A 19,656-nucleotide genomic window follows, 5' to 3' on the forward strand; every position below is an offset into this window, starting at 1 on the left:
AGTTTTTTGATTCATTTGCATTACTTAGTTCAACTAAAACTTCTTTTTCTGCTGTGCAATCTTGTAATGAACCGACAACACTCGTCACGCCATAATTATTTTTATATGCATCTCCCCGTAACGAAAACCATTTTAACTCGCCATAAACAACTACCCGAAATTCAAACTGCAGTGGAATTGATAACTCAATGTGATTTAAGAAAAAACATCGAATATGGGCTGATCTGCCTCTAAAACTAGCTTTTTGAAGTGTTGCCAATCCAAAAGTTCTGATTTTTTCACACCTAGTAATGCTTTCATATGTGCCGAAAAGTACGCTTTATTTACACTGGGAATATATTCCCAAGTGCCAATCCCTGCACTTTCAGTGGCAGTTAATATTTTGTCTAAACTAAGAGCATAACTTTGTTCGTCAGCAATCACTTCAGTTGATATTTTAAATGTGCAAATGACAAAAATATCAGTATTCGTGTGGATCCGTTTTGCTGAAACATTAATTTTTCGATGGACATTTCCCCTATCATTTACGACCAGTTCAAATTGCTTATCACCCGCAACAAGTTGCTTTAAAAATGCCGCAAATGTTGTTGCACCGCTGCGCCATTTAGGGTCAAAACTTTCGCCAACTTTTATTGGAAGGTAAGGAGAAATTTCATTTTCAAAACCAGATGACAAACGACTAGCATTGCCTTTTTCATCAAAAATAGCTGCGGCGATGTTTGCAAAATCAAAATAGTCGATTAACTCTTGATTACTTGTCATTTATGCTCCGGAGATTTTAATTTTGTAGGTCGATTTAGCCATCTATTAGATTTTGATTTGAATAAACAAGTAAAGTAAAACGACTTTTCAACTCTATATCGTGCGTTTGTGGCGGGAACGTAATGTTTATCTAGCGTATTTAAGAACAATATATTTTGACGTAAATTACAAATATCTTAAAAACAAAACAGTTTAGACCGCTTTTCAGAAGCTAAATACTTCAGCTTTGTTAACGAATAGCTTAGTTCACTTTGCACAGAAAGCCAGTTAGCCATTGCAGAGCTACAACGTATCCATTCGGACAAATTTATTAAACGAGTGTAAAAAATTAAAATCTAATCTAAATCAACACGGCAATTACTTTTAGTTGGTCTATATTTGATCCATTGGTATTTATTAAAAAGAATTACATGATTGATAAATTCATACTCGTTGTAGACGATGATCCATTGTTGAGGAAAATACTTGCTCGGATGCTAAAAGATCTGGGTCAACATAAGGTGCTTATTGCTATTGATGGCTTTGCCGCGATGGATTTAGTGACAAAACACGGCAATGATATTGGCTTTATTCTCAGTGATTTAAAAATGCTAGGAATGGATGGCGTTGAATTTTTTAGACATTTAGCGGAGTTAGAAACTCAAATTCCCTCGCGATTATGACAGGAACAGACTCTAGGCTTGTTGAATCTATCGTAGAATTAACCATTCGACGTGGGCTAAATTACAAAGGGACGTTAACTAAACCTGTCAGCCAGTATGCCCTCGCATCCTTACTTCAAACACAAATAATGGTGACGACAGTCAGCGAAAAAGCGACTGTCACTAATATCTCACGAACTGCTGTTTCAGAAATTACCGTTGCCATGCTTGGCAAGGCAATCATTAGAGATGAAATTGAATGTTATTTGCAACCTCAAATTGACGCAAAAACATTGGATGTTATTGGTTTTGAAGCACTCGCAAGATGGCACCATCCGGAACTGGGTCTTATCATGCCAGACAGGTTTATCACTGTTGCCGAAAATAACTTTTTAATTGACGAACTCACGTTTCAAATTTTTAGAAAAGGATTAGAAAGCTTTAGAAAAATAAAATCCAAATTGGATTATGCGACGATTAGTTTTAACCTTTCTTCAAACTCATTAAATAATACTGAATTGCCCGAAATTTTGAGTGACCTGTTGTATGAAAATAAAATACAGTTTTCTGAAGTCGTGATAGAAATAACAGAGTCCAAGCTTTCATTGGATTTTGTAAATTCCCTAGATGTGATGACCCGACTGAGCTTAAAAGGGTTTAATTTGTCGATTGATGATTTTGGTACCGGATTCAGCTCACTTGAACAATTGCAAAAATTCCCTTTACCGAACTAAAAATCGATCGCGTTTTTACTCAAAACCTTGATATCAGCCCAACGTCACAACTTTTGGTTGAGTCAAGTGTCAGACTCGCTCAAAAAATGGGTCTCAAAGTCGTAGCGGAGGGTGTTGAAACAAAACAACAAATCAGTCAATTGCGGTCTATGGGGTGTGATATTTTACAAGGATTTTATTTTAGTAAAGCATTAGATAGTAAGCAGATAGAAATCTGGCTTAATAACCGGAAAAACACGACTTCGTTAGACATTTCACAAACGTTGTCGACTTAATTTTTCAACAAATATGAGTTTTTCCAATGGCAGAAAGTAATTTTATTAATACCGATGAAATTGACAAGATATTTGGTCGTATAGACCGTGATGAAAAAATTCAGACAATTGTTGATCTAGCTAAAGATTTTGTAAAAAAGCGCAGTGAGTTGTTACGCTTAAAAAATGAAATGGACCTAGATAATTTTAAATTGATTTCCCATTCACTTAAGTCAAACTGTAGATACATTGGGGCTACCGCGCTAAGCCAATGCTCGCTTACTTTAGAAAAGACAGAGTCATTTAATGAAGATGGGTTCGACAATCATTGGCAACTATTTTTATCAACTTATAACAATACAATGAACGACATTAAGTTATCTTTACAGGAATTATAAACGGCGTGGCTAAGTCAATCAGTACCAGAGATAAGTTAAATCATATAATAATCTTTAGGGAGGATAATGAGCTTGATGCCTTAGCCGTGTCGAAGATCTTAGATTACTTTCAACATGTTTTAGTAATAACAGACATCAATAAATTAATTGAACAAATGAAAGACTTAACGCCTAAAGTCATATTTTTTCGTTTGAACACATCGAAACCACACTCCAACGCTACTATTCTTTAATAGATGACCTTAAAACAACCCCATGCTGTGAGCATAAGCTTGTGGTTCTTTGCAAAAAAATGAGGAAGGAACTGCGTTTGCTGCCTACAACACACAGGTAATTGACGAATACCTTATCAGTCGTCCGCTTTATGAAAAAACACGGCCTATTCTATTAGCCAAACAACTACTACGCGAGCTCGGCGTTCATTTTACGACAAATGGCAGAATCCAATATCAACTTACTAATCTAGAGCTTAAAAACGAACTTGTCGAAATAATTGAAGGGGCTTTGGATCGCAAACAGGCGTTTAAAACCGAATTAGAAAACAGCATAATAAAACTCGACTCAGCGATAACTGCTGCTCAGGAACGTTTTGAAAAAATCAAAAAGCAGAGCTAAATTTAGACGATATAAAAAACTTGTTGAGTCAAATAAAGTCCAATGAGATCCGCCCTGAATTAATAGAATTGCAAAACAAAGCCCTGTCTTTGCTCAATGGTTTTGTAAAATCTACAACTTCTCTTGTCACAAAAATGGATCCGAATAATGCATCAATAGATGAGGTTGAACGGGTCGAAAATACTGGCGAAACCAGTCTAGAGCAAAACGAATTAAAACAAAGTACAGCACACCATAAAGTTACAACCCCACCACTAAATGGCGAGCAAACAATCGATTTTGAGAAACGGCTTAGAGAGCTTCAAAGTCCGCAGAAAATAAGAGTCCTTTTAGTTGAAGATGACGAAATGTCACTAAATTTAAGTGCTAAATTATTTAAGAAATCGACCTTTAAATTTGATTATGCTGTAAGTGGCCGAGATGCCTTAAATAAACTAGATAACAATGAATACGATATTGTTTTTCTAGACATTAACCTTCCGGACTCTGATGGGTTATCTATCGCAGCGCAGCTAACAAATAGTAAATCAATAAACGCTGACACATCTATAGTTGTACTTACCGGTAGCCACAGTAAATTGACAATTAGACGCGCAGGTCAAGTTGGCGCAAAAGCCTACTTAATAAAACCCCTTCGTGAATCGACGCTACGCGTGGCACTAGATAAATGCGGCTATGAATATTGACCATAGGGAAATTGTCTAAACCACACAAAATAAAAACGCCTATTCTTCTATAACCCCGATTGCACGATTTTGTAATTGTGCCCCTAGCAGCTTAAAAATGCCTTTTCGATTATCTCGACTGATGTATCGCAGTTATTACTGTTTATTGCTAAACCCATGCTACAGTCCACTACCACATTAACTGTTTCACCATTTTGGTCTGTGATCATGTAATTATCGTCAATCGTTTTCAGCTGGCTTCTGGCCGCAGAAATAGCACCTTGAATTGTCTTCGAATTAGGAAACATAGTCACAAATTCATTGCCATCGTAGCGCGCAATAAAGTCCGACGCTCGGCTAAATAGTCGTAACCTGTTGGCGATGAGAGACAAAATGTCATCTCCAGCCTGATGTCCATATTTTTCATTTATTTGGGGAATATTATTAATTTTCAAATAACAAACACTAAATTTTGTGTTGTAACGTACACCGCAATTTATCATCACATCTAGTTTTTCAATTAATGCTTCACGGTTATATAACTTGGTCAGAAAATCATGTTTGGCAGAACGCTGTAAACTTTTACTGGTTTTAACTCTTAAAATAGAAAATCGAATAACACGTAACAGCAACGACGCGGTTAGCTCTGATTTAGGAATAAAGTCTTGAGCTCCGTAATTAATAAATTCTTCACCAGTGGAGTCGGCCTCAGCACCCGAAACAACAACTATGGGAATTGCGTCAATTAATGAGCTTATTTTAATGATAGTGTCGAGCCCTCTAGAATCGGGGACATTTAAGTCGACAAGTACAATCTCAGGGGTAAAGTTAACAAGCCCGGTCAACAACGCTTCCAAAGAATCAAACACAACTAAAGTATGACTTTGAAAAACATCCGTATTGAGTGCTTTTCTAATTACCGTTGCGGAAAACGCATCATCTTCTAAAAGGTAAATTAAAAAGCCTTGAGTCGTCTCTGCGGTTAACTTCTTTTCCATTACCAACCCTTCCTTTGTTGTAATGTTTTACCAGTTTGAATGACCAACCATAACACCTAACGGATCTTTTTAAGTAATACTTTGACGGAATGAAGGGGTTAATCTTCATTCCTAACAACCTTTATTTAATTTTCACCTGTTAAGCGTTAATGGAATTTGGTGTTACTACATATTTGGATAATTTGGACCACCGCCACCTTCTGGTGTCACCCAAATTATATTTTGTGAGGGATCTTTAATGTCACAAGTCTTACAATGGACACAGTTTTGGCTGTTGATTTGTAGACGTTTTTCGTTTGACTCTTCAACGATCTCATAGACACCTGCAGGGCAATAGCGCTGCGCTGGTTCATCGAACACGTTTAAATTGACTTTAATCGGTATATCTTTGTCAATAAGTTGTAAATGAACAGGTTGCCCTTCTTCATGATTCGTATTTGACAAAAATACCGAAGACAATTTGTCAAAACTCAACTTTCCGTCAGGTTTAGGATAGTGAATTGGATCACATTTGGCTGCCGGTTTCATTGTCGCATAATCAGGCGTTTCATCTTTAAAGGTAAACGGCATTTTGCCGCCGAATAGATTTTGATCTAACGTGTTATACGCTCCGCCAAAAATGGTACCTAATTTGTGCAGCGCGCCACCAAAGTTTTTAGCGCTTTCCAGTTCTTGATATAACCAACTCTGTTCAAATGATGTTTGATACTGAACTAAGTCAGATTGGCCTTCATCGCCTGCTAACAAAGCGTCTACAATAGTATCTGCTGCAATCATTGCAGACTTCATAGCGGCATGATTGCCTTTGATCTTCGCAAAATTTAATGTCCCTGCATTGCAGCCGACCAAGAAGCCGCCCGGCATCGTCATTTTAGGCAAGGAATAAAGTCCGCCTTTGGCGATAGCGCGCGCACCGTATGAGATCCGTTTACCATTTGCTAAATATTTAGCATATACCGGATGATGTTTCATTCTTTGGAATTCATCAAATGGACTCATATGCGGATTTGAATAGTTCAAATCAACAATTAATCCACAGACAACTTGGTTATTATCGGCATGGTAAAGATAGCCACCACCATTCGACTCACTCGATAATGGCCAACCAGCGGTATGTATCACTAAACCTTCTTGATGAACCTCTGGAGAGACTTCCCAGAGCTCTTTGAAGCCTAATCCGAAGTGTTGAGGCGATGAATCACGGTCGAGTTCAAATTTAGAAATTAATTCTTTGCCTAAATGACCTCTAGCACCTTCGGCAAAAATAGTATATTTTGCTTTCAGTTCCATACCATAAGCATAAATGAATCTTTTTGTTGCCCTTCTTCATTTAGCCCCATATCTCCGGTTTGAATACCAACGACTGCACCGTCTTTATATAAAACACGCGATGCGGCAAACCCTGAGAATATTTCAACACCTAATTGTTCCGCTTGTTCTGCCAACCAACGGCATACATTGCCCATAGAGACAATATAATTACCATCGTTGTGCATAGTTTTTGGGAAAGCAAAGCTAGGAACCGTGTTTGAGCCGGTTTCATTACGTAAAAAGTAGACTTCATCGTGGCTCACTTTAGTTGTAAGCGGTGCGTCTTTTTCAGACCAATCAGGGATAAGTTCGTTAAGTGCTTTAGGTTCAAAAACGGCACCAGATAACACATGAGCGCCAACTTCAGAGCCTTTTTCAACAACACAAACCAATAATTCTTGCTCATTTTCCTGAGCCTTTTGCATTATTCGAATAGCCGCAGATAAACCCGCTGGTCCAGCGCCAACAATGACTACATCAAAATCCATAGATTCGCGTTCGATTTCAGACAAAATACTCTCCCGTTATTTTTATAATTTTTTCGGTGCCATGTATCAGTTTATTTATAGTAGGGATTTGCTTAGTTTTAAAGCTGAACAGGCTATTTAAATCGATTCTACCTTACCTTTACGTAAACTGCATTTACTAGACTTATTTTTGAAATTGAGTAAAAAATAATTCGGAATGAATTTTTGACAAAATTGCCTATCGAATATGTTTGCTCACTTATCGCGCGCGAATATCGCTTTAGCCAAATATGCGTACCGCCGCAACATGATAAGTAGCACCAACCACAAGTAGTCATCAAGCGCGCCAGATGATTTTTCAGTGCTTTTATCTTTATTGCTATTAGAAGTTTCAACGTTACCAATCGGTTCATCCGTTGAAATGGAGTACGTTTTTTGCCAACCTTCCTTAAAATGAAAAGTACCCTCGAATCGAATTATTTTGCCAAGCATGCTTTCGTCGACATTTAAAACTGAAGCGCCGCTCGCAACTACTACATCATCTGCATACCAAGTGTAATCATCGAAATTATACGTTTCGTTATATTGTCGAAGCCGGTCAAATGTATTTATAACGCCGTTAATGCTGATAATTGAGCCCGCAATAACTTCAAAGTCATCGCTATGATAGTTTAAAACCTGTAGCCTAGTATTATGAAAAATCGGATCTTCCTGGGAACTATTTCAACAGATATTAGATACTGATAAACCAAACTCTCTGTTTTAACTTCTACAGAAAAATTATCTTCTCCGAAAAAATTTGGTTTTGGTCGATAAGTAATTTCCCAGTTGCCATTATTATTGTCATACATCGCAACACCTGACATAGGAGAATTAATGATAAGGAGTTCACTGGAATTGGCACTTACCTGAGGCAACAAAAAGGACGAATTTCCGCTATCTTCGGTAACAGTCAGGTTGAAATTTTCTTTTTAAATTCGATCGGTTGACTAAAGTCAACACTGTGCAATGTGACGCCATGCAACGAACTCGTCATTATTTCGACTTTGTTATTATCTATCTTATTAAATTGGTTTCCACTCGAATCACTAAAGTAATTATATGCCGATCTTTTATCTGGGATCATATCTTCTGACATGTTTAACATAAAACTATCTGCATCAACCAAATCACTAGTGGCATTACCGTTTATGTCAAATGATTTGAGCTGAAATGTCGGGCGCCCCAGTATTCCGCCATCAATAATGACATAAAATTGGTGCTGATCTATCATCCATATCGACTTGGGCAATACATCGTTTTCTAACAAACGTATACCTTCCTCAGCAAAATCAAATTGTACCTGACCTTTTTCATTCAGTTTAGCGATGAACCCTGTCGAATTGACTTCATATTTGCCATATTCGTCAAATACACCTGTTATATAAATATTATTAGCACTATCAGGAGTGAAAGAAAGCCCTGTAACACTTGTATCGTGCTTAAATTCAGCCACCCCATTGTTGCCAAACTCAGTAATGAAATTACCGTTGGCATCTAGCTTAAATAAAGTTAAAAAACTGGGAACAGCGGGCGATTCAACCGTCACCATTATTAGAGTTTCATTTTTTTCAGTTCGCAAAACCTTTAAATTGCTAGTGTCATATCCAATATTTCCGAAATTATCATCCCAAGTAAAAATGACTAGTCCATTCTGACCAAAATTGACGTCAAGCGAACCGTTTTCATCTAGCCGTAAAATAATAACGTCTTGCTGACCCCGATAAGCTGCAGTTTTGTCTATTAGGAATACATCAACTCCACCGTCAATATTTGGTTCTATCCAGCTAATTTTTAAAACAGAGTACCCTTCGACTTTAAGGTAATTATTTTTACCCTCAAGAAAATTTGTATCCAGCTTTCCAAATTGGTTATAGCGATAAATAGCAGAATTGCGATACGTCCAAATATTATTATTACCATCAATTACATAGGGTTTATTTAACGGTAAATCGGACTTTGTGCTTAAGTCACTTCCTTGGGAAAATGCGTTATCTAACTGACCATTTATATCGAGCATAAAAAAACGTTGATTATCGGTATAAACGAGTCTTCTTCCATCACTAAATGATTCAAAGGATACAGGATTACCTTGACCGTATAAATTATCAATATAGTATAAGTTTGTATTAAACGAAGCGGGTTGGGTAGGAGATGTTTGTACTCCAGCTGGCGACAAATAGCGGAAGTATGTGTTTCTTGGATTTTCCCCTTGTAAGTAAATAAAAGACCACCGTCTTTTGCATATTCAGCATTTCCACCAAAGAAATAATTTACGTCACCTTTTATCCAAAACACACCTTTTGTACCAAATGTTAAGTCGATGGCCTTATCTTTAAGTTTAAATATCATTAAGGATTTGTCATATTCTACATTTTTGCGTTTAACTTCGGCAATTACAAACTGCTCGCCGTTAACAATGTCTGTTGCAAATTCAGTTCTAAAATGAAACTTATCTTCTTCAAATTCACTAAATACATCTGCACTGTAATTTTTTAAATCAATGTCGCCTAACAGATCACCATCAATATTTATATACCACACACCTTGGACGCTGTTTATTGCATGATAAGTCTTACCTGCGTCTGTTTTTAACGCGCTCGTTCTTACCCCGATGTGGTTTTGTTTTGAACCTGATAATTTATCGCCGTCAGAAATATAAAAATTACTAGCAAACGACTTCATGCCGTCATCAGCAAAAGTCCTATCAATAGAGCCATCTTGGTTTATACGTATAAATGTTGTATCACCAAATCCCAAACTGACACCGAGCAAGACTTGATTATTAGTAGAACCAGTAATAAATGTTTTAACAAAGTAGCCCAAGCTGTATCTGTGAGTATAAAACAACCTCATAGACCAACCTGTTTTACCAAAATATTTGTCTGCTGTGCCGTCACTAGAAAATTTAAATAAGTGAACTTGCCGTTTTTCAACATCATAGCCTTCTAAACCAGTCAACAATGAAATATATATATCCCCTCCCTCATCAACAAAGATACTGCCTAATTGATTCCCCAACGGTTGGAAAAAGCACTGTCTACAAATTCAATCGAAGCTTCGCCATTAACCCCGAAGGACTTATTTTGCGCTCCTGAATGGCTAAACTTTCTTATTTCTAATTTATTATCATCTAAAAAGCCAACAGGAAACCATCAGAAATTTTTATTCTGAGGTCAGAATCAGTGTCGTTACGGACGATAGGCGATGAAAGCTGAGCATTAAACTCAACTTTTGTCGTTGGAACTGCTGCGTGGGATAAGTTAGTAAAATCTAAAATAAGCAGTAAAAATATCAACGTCCGTGTCATAAAAATAGAACCTAATTGTAAAAATAGAATACGCAAACTACTTAATTATATTAAGGTCGTCAATAGCATAGAGGGTTTTAACTAATATCGAAAAATCTCTAAAACAATTACAGTTAATCGCTACCTAAACACATAACCGAAGGCCCAAATTCGGTGGATGTCTGGTTTAATTTGGGTGAATGTCTGGTTAAATTTGGGTGGGTGTCTGGTTAAATTTGTGTGGGTGTCTGTTTAAACTCAGGCTTCAACTCACATGGGTGGCTACTTAAAAATGCATGGGTGCCTTAGTTAAATTTGTGTGGGTGTCTACTTAAACTTATCTGCTTTAACTTGTGTTTAATTTGGGTGGGTGTCTGGTTAATTTTGTGTGGGAGCCTGCTTATACTCGTGCTTAATTTTGTGTGGGTGTATGGTTAATTTTGAATGGCTGTCTGGTTAAATTGGTGTGGGTGTCTGCTTATACTCGTGCTTAATATTGTGTGGGTGTCTGGTTAAACTTAAACTTATGCTTAATTTGGTGGAGGGGCAGCTTATTTTAGGCCGTTTAAATTTTTGCAAAAAATTTATGACTGTCGTGCAAATGCGTCTCCAACTACGATACCTGACATATCGTTATACTAAGGTATTTCCAAAGTTGCAGACCGTTCATTTGTGCTAACAATAATTTGATTTAAGGAATTTACTTTAAAAAACGTGTCTTTTTGAACTCGTTATTAAATGACACAATGATGCGGTAGTTTGAGAAAGCACTATAACTATAGGAGGCGAAATTGCTTCACCCCTATTCAGTCAGACAACGGCTAAATAATCAGCCGATTAACTAATTGTGGTAATTCTAGTTACCACCACCAACTGGACCTTTAAGGGCGCCAACTTGGTTTTGCAATACTTCATCTAAAACGGTTTTAGTGCGTGAACGTGCTTGACGTTGTTTCTTCGTTGTACATTTCATTTTAGAGATACGTGAACCGGTAGGTGCTTCACTACGACACTTTATATCAGCTTTAGCTTGCTTTAATTTTTCTTCTTGTGTCATATTTTGAGCAACTTCTTTGCTCGTAGTCGCTTTATCAGCCGTCGATTTACAACCAACTGCAGTTACTACCATAAGCGAAATAAAAACTAATTTTAATGTTTTCATAATTGTTCCTTTTAAATTGTGTCCATAAACTTGGATTAACGTTGTATTAGTTAGCAATTCTAAAACATTAAGATGCAGTAGTACATTTGCCGAACTTGCCTTGTTATAACAAACTTAATGACCATGTTACAAGAATTTAGCGTCGATTCTAAAGTCATCGTTTTTTAGACACAAGCTCTTTTTTACCGTCTAATTCACGTTAATTCACCCGATACAAATTTAGAGTTTACCGGTATAAAAAACAATAAACAGCTAGAGTAGCTAACCCGCCTAGCGTTAACGTATTTTTATATGTTAATAAACACCAAGAAGTACTTTACAAAACATCTAAATATGTCAGCCGAAAACATTTTGTAAAACCGCTATATGGAAACTATTCATTACAGCATCAAAAAATAAGTTCAAATGAATTTTTTTAACTAATCGCGTAAATGTAGTGTGTTATTCCAATTACGTGCGTTAACTTAGCTATACACTTTAGCAAAAAATTACAAACACCTATATTGAGCAAAATTTGCACTTAATTTTAAAACATTTATGATGCGCAAAATTTTTTTAGAGGATACAAAATTGAAAAGTGTTTTAACAATTGTTTTACTTGCAACTATGCTTGCGCCGACCTATGTAAAAGCTAATGACGGTTTAGCTGAAACAATTTGTAGCTATATCGAAGTTGATAATAAATCACGTTTACGTAAAGTTTTGAAAGCAAACAACATACGGATCAGAAACATCTATGACTCTGTTTTGTGTGACGGTCAAACAATGTTGCGTTTTGCAATTACGAGCGAAGCGAATTCTGTTGGTGGGTTTATCGTTTCAAAATTACCTGTTGTTGCGTTAAACACTCCAGAATCAAATGGCAAAACACTTGTTCAATGGGCTGACGAATTTGGTCACAGTGCTTCTCCAGTCGTTGCAATTGCTCGAGACAGAATGGGCGAATAATTGCTTATATTTCAAAGAGCAGATTTTTCGTTAACTTTTAGGGTTAACCAAATCGCTCTTTTATAAAGCAAAAAATGGCGTTACACTTAAGTGTTAACGCCATTTTTTGTTTCTGACAAAAAACTAATTATTTTCTTTTGCGTGGTTTAGACTGTACTTAGGAATTTCAACAACCAAATCTTCATCTTGAATAATGGCTTGGCAGCCTAAACGTGATTCCATTTCCAAACCCCATGCTTTATCTAGCATATCGTCTTCCAGCTCATCGCTCTCAGACAGTGAATCAAAACCTTCACGAACAATAATATGACATGTTGTACAGGCACATACCTTTTCACAAGCATGTTCAACATCTATATCATTCGCTAATGCAACGTCCAGTACCGACTGTCCTTTTTTGCTTCCAATACTGCGCCATCGGGGCAAAGCTCTGGGTGAGGTAATACAATTATTTGAGGCATGTTTAATCTCTACATTCTGTAATTTGTTTTATACGTCTTCAACCGCTTGACCGGTTAAAGCTTGTTTAATACTGTCTTCCATTCGACGAGCTGCAAACGGCTGACTAATATCATCAAGCTGCTTGATCTTGTCTTTAATTATTGAGCCATCTTCGCCCTTAGCAACTCTCTTGTAACAACTGAATGGCCTTATCTATTGCTGCTCGTTCAGTATCGTCGGCAATTAGATGACCTGATTGAGAAATTGCCAATTCCAACGACTCAATCATACGCTTTGCATCAACTTGCTGTTCACGAAGCATTCTTGCTTGCATGTCTTCTTTTGCATTTCTCATAGACGATGTAAGCATATTCGCTATTTCGTCTTCTTCAAGTCCATATGAAGGTTTTACTTGAATTGATGCCTCAACCCCTGTCGATTTTTCCATTGCGGTTACACTTAATAAGCCGTCCGCATCAATATTAAACGTAACTCGAATAACCGCAATACCAGCGGTTAGCGGCGGTATACCTTTTAATACAAACCGAGCCAATGAACGACAATCGTCAACTAATTCACGTTCACCCTGTAATACATGAATAGCCATCATCGTTTGGCCATCTTTGTATGTGGTAAATTCTTGTGCTCTCGCGACTGGGATTGTGGTGTTTCTTGGAATGACTTTCTCTACCAAGCCCCCATTGTTTCTAACCCTAAAGATAATGGCGTCACATCCAGTAGCAACATATTAGAGTCGGGCTTGTTACCAACTAATAAGTCAGCTTGAATTGAAGCACCAATTGCAACAACTTGGTCCGGATCAATTGTGGTTAAAGGGGTACGTTTGAAAAAACCTTCCACTTTTTCTCGGACTAGAGGTACACGAGTAGAACCCCCACCATGACCACTTCTAAGATATCTTCGGCTTCTATTTCAGCATCTTTTAACGCTCGTCGGCAGCTTTTCAGGGTTTTCTTAACTAATTCGGCAATACCATCTTCAAACAATTGTTTGGTGAAAGTCCCGCTAACCTCACCTTCTTGAATAGAAAGTTGGTACTCGACAGAATCATCTAACGTTAATTGCTCTTTTACTTTACGTCCTAAGTCGTAAAGCTTTCTTAAGCTTTTCGCTGTTAGCCCACTTTTTGGTAGTGCATGCAATTCAATCAGTTTTGAAACGATTGTACGGTCGAAGTCATCACCTCCAAGCGCCGAATCGCCGCCCGTTGATAACACTTCAAAAACGCCCTTATTTAAACGTAAAATTGAAATATCAAAAGTACCACCACCAAGGTCATAAACCGCAATAATGCCTTCCTGTCCAGAGTCTAAACCATACGCAATCGCCGCAGCTGTTGGCTCATTAATCAGACGTAATACTTTTATTCCAGCAAGTTCGGCAGCGTCTTTTGTACCGTGGCGTTGAGCGTCATCAAAGTATGCAGGAACGGTAATTACGGCACCTTGCAAGTCGCCGCCAAGTGAACTTTCAGCACGTTGGCGGAGGTTATATAAAATCTCCGCTGATACTTCAATTGGGTTTTTCTCCCCTGTGCTGTTTGAATATTGACGGTATGCTCTTTTTCAACAAACTGGTACGGCAAATCGCCATATAACGCATTGATGTCGGATAATCCACGGCCTAAAAAGCGTTTAACCGATACTATGGTATTTTCAGGATCATCTGCTGCGCTGTTTTTTGCGTCGTCACCTATCATTACCGCCTTCGGCAAATAGCGAACAACAGATGGCAGTGAAAACCGCCCTTCTTCGTCGGGTAAAACACCTTAGTTTACCACTACGTACCGCTGCGACTAACGAGTTAGTTGTGCCTAAGTCAATCCCTACTGCAAGCTTATGTTCGTGAGGGTTGGTACTTTGTCCAGGCTCAGCAATTTGTAATAAAGCCATCTAAATACATTTCCAGTTGATATTCATTTTTAATCGTCTAATAACTTGTCTTCTAGCTGTTGCGCTTCGGACTTCAATTTGTAAACAAACCGAAGTTTACGTACAGCAACCGCAGCTGAGTCGTAATCTTGCGAATTAAACAGTGATTCAAATTGATTGGTGTATTGCACTACGAGTTGTTTCACGTCATCGTAAAAGTCATCAAACGCTGACTCTTTGTCCGATGCTGTTTCAATATCTTCAAGCTCTTCACGCAACTCCATTTGCTGCATCAAAAACATGCCATCTTTAATGGTAGTTTGCTCATGCTTTACATCAAAACCGTGTTCCATCACCATGTATTCAGCGCGTGACAATGGGTGTTTTAACGTTTCAAAGGCGTCATTGATTTCTGAGGATGTTTGTACCGCAAGGAGTCGCTCACGGTCTGAGCCGCTAGCAAAATTGTCAGGGTGGACTTTCTTTTGAATATCACGATATCGTTGAGTTAATAAGTTGGTATCAACTTGGAAATCAACGGGTAAATCAAACAACGAGAAATAACGCATAAAAACCTTTAATACAATTTAACTAAAATAATTACGAAACTTGTAATGCAAGATTTTAAAACAGTTAAGGCCATTACCTTTGGGGTAAATGGCCTTATTAATACAAATCTAAAACAGACTATATGGTGAAGCTTTCACCACAACCACATTCGTCTTTTTGATTCGGGTTCACAAATTCGAACCCTTCATTCAACCCATTTTTCACAAAATCTAATTTTGTTCCATCTAGATAAACTAAGCTTTTTGCATCGACAATGACTTTAACGTCTTTGTCTTCAAAAACTTCATCGCCGTCTTCGATATCGTCAACAAATTCCAACACGTAAGCCAATCCTGAGCATCCTGTTGTTTTCACGCCTAAGCGCAGGCCTAAGCCTTTACCACGGTTGTGTAAAAACGATTTTACTCTATCTGCTGCCGAATCGGTTAAACTGATGGCCATTTACTGCTGCCTCTATCTAAATAAGTTGAAAGTAAAACTAAGCTATTACGCTGTGAAAACACAGCTTAATACCTAATTGTTCTTTTTAGCTTTGTAATCTTCAATTGCTGCTTTGATCGCGTCTTCAGCAAGAATTGAACAGTGAATTTTCACTGGTGGTAGCGCAAGTTCTTCAGCAATTTCAGTGTTACTAAGTTGCTGAGCTTCATCGATTGACTTGCCCTTAACCCACTCTGTTACAAGTGAAGAAGAAGCGATCGCAGAACCACAACCATATGTCTTAAACTTTGCGTCTTCGATAATACCGTTTTCGCCAATCTTAAGTTGTAGCTTCATTACATCGCCACAAGCCGGTGCGCCAACCATACCCGTTGCAATAGTTGGATCATTTTTGTCAAAAGAACCAACGTTACGAGGGTTTTCGTAGTGGTCTATTACTTTTTCGCTATAAGCCATTTTAAGCTCCTTAATCGAAAACTCGATTAATAATTAATTTGAAAATTCGTTACCGCTACTAGATAAACCTAGTGTGCAGCCCATTGCACGCTATTTAAATCAACACCATCTTTGAACATTTCCCAAAGCGGCGACATTTCACGTAATTTGTCGATTGCGTTGTTAACTTGTCCGATAACATGGTCGATGTCAGCTTCTGTCGTAAAACGACCAATACTGAATCGAATCGAGCTATGTGCTAACTCGTCTGTCAAACCTAATGCTCTCAATACATATGAAGGCTCTAAAGAAGCAGACGTACAGGCTGAACCTGAAGATACCGCCATGTCTTTTAGTGCCATAATTAAACTTTCGCCTTCAACAAAGTTAAAGCTTACATTGAAGATACCTTAACGCGGCTCTCTAAGTCACCATTGATGTAGGTTTCTTCGATATGTTTAACACCGTTCCAAAGTTTTTCACGTAATTCGATAATGTGTTTTGTGTCTTTTTCCATATCTTGCTTAGCAATACGGAATGCTTCACCCATACCCACAATCTGATGTACAGGTAGTGTACCAGAACGGAAACCACGCTCATGGCCGCCACCGTGCATTTGCGCTTCTAAGCGAATACGAGGTTTACGACTAACATATAATGCGCCAATACCCTTAGGGCCGTATATTTTATGCGCTGAAAATGACATTAGATCCACTTTCAATTCTGACAAATCCACTGGGATTTTACCGGCACTTTGTGCGCCATCAACATGGAATACAATTTTACGTTCACGACACATTTCGCCAATTTTAGCGATATCTTGAATAACACCAATTTCATTGTTTACATGCATGATGCTTACAACAACAGTGTCGTCACGCATTGTTTTTGCAAGTACGTCTAAGTCAACAAGGCCGTTTGGTAATACGTCTAAATACGTTACTTCAAAACCTTGGCGTTCTAATTCACGACAGGTATCTAAAACGGCTTTATGTTCAGTTTTAGCCGTAATAATGTGCTTACCCTTTTTGCTATAAAAATGAGCTGCACCTTTAATCGCTAAGTTATTAGACTCTGTTGCACCCGATGTAAAAACAATTTCGCGTGGGTCAGCATTTACTAATTCAGCAATATTATTTCTGGCGATATCAACTAATTCTTCTGCTTGCCAGCCATATTTGTGTGACCGCGACGCTGGGTTACCAAATGTGCCATCCATTGTTAACGACTTCATCATTTCTTCTGCTACACGAGGGTCAACTGGTGTGGTAGCTGCGTAATCTAGATAGATTGGTAACTTCATTAAATTCTCCACGAACGAATTAAAAACCTGCGTTTATACAGGTAGAACAATTATAAATTTTGCGCTGCTAAACGAATAGTCGTATGTTCAGCATCTTGCCGCTCTGCTACGGCTTTTACGTCTTTTTGTTGAACCAATTCACCAATCGAAATATCACTTAAAAAGTTTTCTATTCGATCGCTCAGATTCGACCATAATTTATGAGTAAGACAGCGAGTGCCACTCAAACAATCGCCTTTTCCGCCACACTTAGTTGCATCTACACTTTCATCTACAGCAGCGATAACTTCGCTAATGGAGATTTCTAATGCATTGCGTCCAAGAAAATAACCACCACCTGGGCCTCTTACACTGTTTACCAACTCGCTTTTACGAAGTTTGGCGAACAACTGCTCTAAATAAGAAAGCGAAATTCCTTAGCGTTCTGATATATCGGTTAACGGTACGGGTCCATTTGACGTATGTAATGCAACATCTAGCATTGCTGTAACGGCATAACGACCTTTAGATGTAAGCTTCATTTCTCACCTTTCACGTTAAAAATGTGGACCCTTTCGATGGGGTCGCATTTTACAAACCTGAGTAAATTAGTCAAGTACTTATACCTGACTAATTTACTCGGGTTTAAATAAAACGCAAGGACTTTATATTGTCGGATCGAAGGCGTGCATACCTGCGACGCGCTGTTCAGCAGCTTTTGGCCTTCTTCCACAAACTCTTTTGAGTCGACGTCGATGACCGGTAATTCTTTATTGCAGACAGTACCACCCATTTTTGTGACTTCTGAGCACACTGAAGCTAGCTTCTCGTCCATAATAGTAATGTGGTCTAACATTGCGCCAATTGCTTTGGCGACAGGATCTGGGTTATCTGGTGACACCGCATAAGCGTCAAAACCATATTTTTGCGCCATCTGCGTACGCTTTTTATCATCTGTTGCAGCTGAAGTCGGCGCGTTTACTATTCGCCCTGGAATACCGACAACAGTGGCGTTCTCAGGAACTTCTTTAACAACAACAGAGTTAGAACCAACACGGGCATTTTTGCCAACTAAAATCGGACCTAAAATTTTCGCCCCGGCCCCTACGACAACACCATCTAACAATGTTGGATGCCTTTTCCCAGCATTCCAACTTGTCCCACCTAAGGTTACACCGTGATAAAGCGTTACATCGTCACCAATTTCTGCCGTTTCGCCGATTACGACGCCCATGCCGTGGTCGATGAAAAATCGACGGCCAATAGTAGCACCGGGGTGAATTTCAACCCCTGTCAACCAGCGTGCGATAGTTGAAATGTAACGTGCCAACCATTTCCAGTTTGCGCGCCACAGACTATGTGATATTCGTTGAAACCAGATCGCATGAAGTCCAGGATAGTTAAACAATATTTCCCAATTGCTGCGCGCAGCTGGGTCACGATTGTAAACACTTGCTATATCTTCTTTAATGCGATCAAACATTGGGAACGTTACTCTTTAATTAGTTTAGTTTTTAATTAACTTAGTTATAGAAGTGAGGACACCTCTTAATATATTCAACTCGTGGGACTCAGGTCGTGCCCGATTAAATACACGACGAAGCTTTGACATAACTTGCCCAGGATGTTGTTTAATAATAAATCCGGTATGAACCAAGGTTTCTTCCAAATGCTGATAAAAACCTTCTAGTTGACCGCTATTAGGATAGTCGGCTTCAAACGGCTCATATTGCTCACCTTCTTTTTCTAAAAAGTTCATGCGAACTTCGTAGGAAAGTGTTTGAACCGCCATTGCCAGATTTAAAGAACTGTATTCTGGATTTGCCGGAATATGAACATGGAACTGGCACTGCTGTAATTCTTCGTTGGTGAGGCCCGAGTTTTCTCGCCCAAATACCAAAGCAACTTTATGTTTTTCGCCTTCTTCAACTACTTTTTACCACACTCTCGAGGACCGACCATTGGCCAAGATAACGTGCGTGAACGAGCACTTGCTGCAATTGATAATCCACAGTCTGCGATGGCTTCTTGCAAAGTATCTACAATTTTGAGATTGCCCAAGATATCGGTCGCTCCAGCGGCTAAAGCAGAAGTATGACTATCTGGAGGCTGCACAGGATCGACAAGTACTAAGTCTTTAATTCCCATCGTTTTCATTGCGCGCGCAGCAGACCCGATATTTCCGGTATGTGAGGTATTTACCAATACAATTCTTACGTTATCTAACATTCACTCAGTCATTCTAGTAGTTAAGCCGGCCGCAGTTTAACACAATAGCGGTGTAGGAATTAAGCCAAAATACGCTGTCGTTA

16 protein-coding genes and 8 pseudogenes are annotated in these 19,656 nt (G+C 38.5%); 6 read left to right on the forward strand and 18 right to left on the reverse strand.

The window, feature by feature from the left end:
* Window positions 1–195: 195 nt before the first annotated feature.
* Window positions 196–762: a hypothetical protein gene (locus tag PN838_RS07230; RefSeq protein ID WP_272180186.1), complete on the reverse strand. Its 567-nt coding sequence runs from the start codon at window positions 760–762 to the stop codon at window positions 196–198.
* Between the two features lie 410 nt (window positions 763–1,172).
* Between PN838_RS07230 and PN838_RS07235 the strand changes: the two genes are divergently transcribed.
* From PN838_RS07235 to PN838_RS07255, 5 genes and pseudogenes are all read left to right on the forward strand, one after another.
* Complete coding sequence (locus PN838_RS07235; RefSeq protein ID WP_272180187.1) at window positions 1,173–1,424, forward strand: response regulator; 252 nt, start codon at window positions 1,173–1,175, stop codon at window positions 1,422–1,424.
* A gap of 203 nt (window positions 1,425–1,627) precedes the next feature.
* Window positions 1,628–2,412: pseudogene (locus PN838_RS07240) on the forward strand (EAL domain-containing protein).
* Window positions 2,413–2,438: 26 nt separating this feature from the next.
* Window positions 2,439–2,789 carry an Hpt domain-containing protein gene (locus PN838_RS07245; RefSeq protein WP_272180188.1) on the forward strand — a complete coding sequence of 117 codons (351 nt, stop codon included), beginning with the start codon at window positions 2,439–2,441 and terminating at the stop codon, window positions 2,787–2,789.
* Window positions 2,790–3,071: 282 nt separating this feature from the next.
* Window positions 3,072–3,404 carry a hypothetical protein gene (locus tag PN838_RS07250; protein ID WP_272180189.1) on the forward strand — a complete coding sequence of 111 codons (333 nt, stop codon included), beginning with the start codon at window positions 3,072–3,074 and terminating at the stop codon, window positions 3,402–3,404.
* Window positions 3,405–3,427: 23 nt separating this feature from the next.
* Window positions 3,428–4,090 carry a response regulator gene (locus PN838_RS07255; RefSeq protein ID WP_272180190.1) on the forward strand — a complete coding sequence of 221 codons (663 nt, stop codon included), beginning with the start codon at window positions 3,428–3,430 and terminating at the stop codon, window positions 4,088–4,090.
* Window positions 4,091–4,173: 83 nt separating this feature from the next.
* Here PN838_RS07255 and PN838_RS07260 read toward each other — a convergent pair whose 3' ends face one another.
* From PN838_RS07260 to PN838_RS07290, 8 genes and pseudogenes are all read right to left on the reverse strand, one after another.
* The gene (locus tag PN838_RS07260) at window positions 4,174–5,067 is read right to left on the reverse strand and encodes a diguanylate cyclase (RefSeq protein ID WP_272180191.1); all 894 of its coding nucleotides are present in this window, start codon (window positions 5,065–5,067) and stop codon (window positions 4,174–4,176) included.
* Between the two features lie 165 nt (window positions 5,068–5,232).
* Window positions 5,233–6,866, reverse strand: a pseudogene (locus PN838_RS07265) (electron transfer flavoprotein-ubiquinone oxidoreductase).
* 234 nt (window positions 6,867–7,100) lie between these two features.
* On the reverse strand, window positions 7,101–7,337 hold the full coding sequence (locus PN838_RS07270; RefSeq protein WP_272180192.1) for a hypothetical protein: 237 nt from the start codon (window positions 7,335–7,337) through the stop codon (window positions 7,101–7,103).
* 179 nt (window positions 7,338–7,516) lie between these two features.
* The gene (locus tag PN838_RS27860) at window positions 7,517–7,765 is read right to left on the reverse strand and encodes a hypothetical protein (RefSeq protein WP_441295800.1); all 249 of its coding nucleotides are present in this window, start codon (window positions 7,763–7,765) and stop codon (window positions 7,517–7,519) included.
* A gap of 32 nt (window positions 7,766–7,797) precedes the next feature.
* The gene (locus PN838_RS07275; RefSeq protein ID WP_272180193.1) at window positions 7,798–8,904 is read right to left on the reverse strand and encodes a hypothetical protein; all 1,107 of its coding nucleotides are present in this window, start codon (window positions 8,902–8,904) and stop codon (window positions 7,798–7,800) included.
* Window positions 8,892–9,848 (reverse strand): hypothetical protein, encoded by a 957-nt coding sequence (locus tag PN838_RS07280; RefSeq protein WP_272180194.1) that lies wholly within the window; start codon window positions 9,846–9,848, stop codon window positions 8,892–8,894. The genes PN838_RS07275 and PN838_RS07280 overlap by 13 nt, the downstream gene beginning before the upstream one ends.
* Before the next feature lie 169 nt (window positions 9,849–10,017).
* Window positions 10,018–10,194 (reverse strand): hypothetical protein, encoded by a 177-nt coding sequence (locus PN838_RS07285; protein WP_272180195.1) that lies wholly within the window; start codon window positions 10,192–10,194, stop codon window positions 10,018–10,020.
* A gap of 835 nt (window positions 10,195–11,029) precedes the next feature.
* On the reverse strand, window positions 11,030–11,335 hold the full coding sequence (locus PN838_RS07290; protein WP_215963747.1) for a hypothetical protein: 306 nt from the start codon (window positions 11,333–11,335) through the stop codon (window positions 11,030–11,032).
* A 570-nt stretch (window positions 11,336–11,905) separates the two neighbouring features.
* Between PN838_RS07290 and PN838_RS07295 the strand changes: the two genes are divergently transcribed.
* Complete coding sequence (locus tag PN838_RS07295) at window positions 11,906–12,283, forward strand: DUF3718 domain-containing protein (protein WP_272180196.1); 378 nt, start codon at window positions 11,906–11,908, stop codon at window positions 12,281–12,283.
* 123 nt (window positions 12,284–12,406) lie between these two features.
* Here the strand turns inward: PN838_RS07295 and fdx are convergent.
* The 9 genes and pseudogenes from fdx to trmJ all read right to left on the reverse strand — a co-directional run bounded on the left by fdx (window position 12,407) and on the right by trmJ (window position 19,573).
* Window positions 12,407–12,744: pseudogene (gene fdx, locus PN838_RS07300) on the reverse strand (ISC system 2Fe-2S type ferredoxin).
* 28 nt (window positions 12,745–12,772) lie between these two features.
* A pseudogene (gene hscA, locus PN838_RS07305) lies at window positions 12,773–14,637 on the reverse strand (Fe-S protein assembly chaperone HscA).
* A gap of 29 nt (window positions 14,638–14,666) precedes the next feature.
* Window positions 14,667–15,185 carry a co-chaperone HscB gene (hscB, locus tag PN838_RS07310; protein ID WP_215963751.1) on the reverse strand — a complete coding sequence of 173 codons (519 nt, stop codon included), beginning with the start codon at window positions 15,183–15,185 and terminating at the stop codon, window positions 14,667–14,669.
* 118 nt (window positions 15,186–15,303) lie between these two features.
* Window positions 15,304–15,627: an iron-sulfur cluster assembly protein IscA gene (gene iscA / locus PN838_RS07315; RefSeq protein WP_215963752.1), complete on the reverse strand. Its 324-nt coding sequence runs from the start codon at window positions 15,625–15,627 to the stop codon at window positions 15,304–15,306.
* 72 nt (window positions 15,628–15,699) lie between these two features.
* Window positions 15,700–16,083: a Fe-S cluster assembly scaffold IscU gene (gene iscU / locus PN838_RS07320; protein WP_215963753.1), complete on the reverse strand. Its 384-nt coding sequence runs from the start codon at window positions 16,081–16,083 to the stop codon at window positions 15,700–15,702.
* 68 nt (window positions 16,084–16,151) lie between these two features.
* A pseudogene (locus PN838_RS07325) lies at window positions 16,152–17,365 on the reverse strand (IscS subfamily cysteine desulfurase).
* 50 nt (window positions 17,366–17,415) lie between these two features.
* Window positions 17,416–17,886 (reverse strand): annotated as a pseudogene (iscR, locus tag PN838_RS07330) (Fe-S cluster assembly transcriptional regulator IscR).
* A 191-nt stretch (window positions 17,887–18,077) separates the two neighbouring features.
* A pseudogene (cysE, locus tag PN838_RS07335) lies at window positions 18,078–18,827 on the reverse strand (serine O-acetyltransferase); the annotation flags it as partial.
* 24 nt (window positions 18,828–18,851) lie between these two features.
* Window positions 18,852–19,573, reverse strand: a pseudogene (gene trmJ, locus PN838_RS07340) (tRNA (cytosine(32)/uridine(32)-2'-O)-methyltransferase TrmJ).
* Window positions 19,574–19,656 lie beyond the last annotated feature (83 nt).

Source organism: Psychrosphaera algicola, from assembly GCF_028401425.1.
GTDB classification, from domain to species: Bacteria; Pseudomonadota; Gammaproteobacteria; order Enterobacterales; family Alteromonadaceae; genus Psychrosphaera; species Psychrosphaera algicola.

Bases quoted from the DNA above. Each gene is read 5' to 3' on its own strand.
- PN838_RS07235 (WP_272180187.1), top strand. From the start codon at position 1,173: ATGATTGATAAATTCATACTCGTTGTAGACGATGATCCATTGTTGAGG.
- PN838_RS07245 (WP_272180188.1), top strand. From the start codon at position 2,439: ATGGCAGAAAGTAATTTTATTAATACCGATGAAATTGACAAGATATTT.
- hscB (WP_215963751.1), bottom strand. From the start codon at position 15,185: ATGCGTTATTTCTCGTTGTTTGATTTACCCGTTGATTTCCAAGTTGAT.
- PN838_RS07275 (WP_272180193.1), bottom strand. From the start codon at position 8,904: ATGCTCGATATAAATGGTCAGTTAGATAACGCATTTTCCCAAGGAAGT.
- PN838_RS07230 (WP_272180186.1), bottom strand. From the start codon at position 762: ATGACAAGTAATCAAGAGTTAATCGACTATTTTGATTTTGCAAACATC.
- iscU (WP_215963753.1), bottom strand. From the start codon at position 16,083: ATGGCTTATAGCGAAAAAGTAATAGACCACTACGAAAACCCTCGTAAC.
- PN838_RS07260 (WP_272180191.1), bottom strand. From the start codon at position 5,067: ATGGAAAAGAAGTTAACCGCAGAGACGACTCAAGGCTTTTTAATTTAC.
- PN838_RS07290 (WP_215963747.1), bottom strand. From the start codon at position 11,335: ATGAAAACATTAAAATTAGTTTTTATTTCGCTTATGGTAGTAACTGCA.
- iscA (WP_215963752.1), bottom strand. From the start codon at position 15,627: ATGGCCATCAGTTTAACCGATTCGGCAGCAGATAGAGTAAAATCGTTT.
- PN838_RS07270 (WP_272180192.1), bottom strand. From the start codon at position 7,337: ATGCTTGGCAAAATAATTCGATTCGAGGGTACTTTTCATTTTAAGGAA.
- PN838_RS07285 (WP_272180195.1), bottom strand. From the start codon at position 10,194: ATGACACGGACGTTGATATTTTTACTGCTTATTTTAGATTTTACTAAC.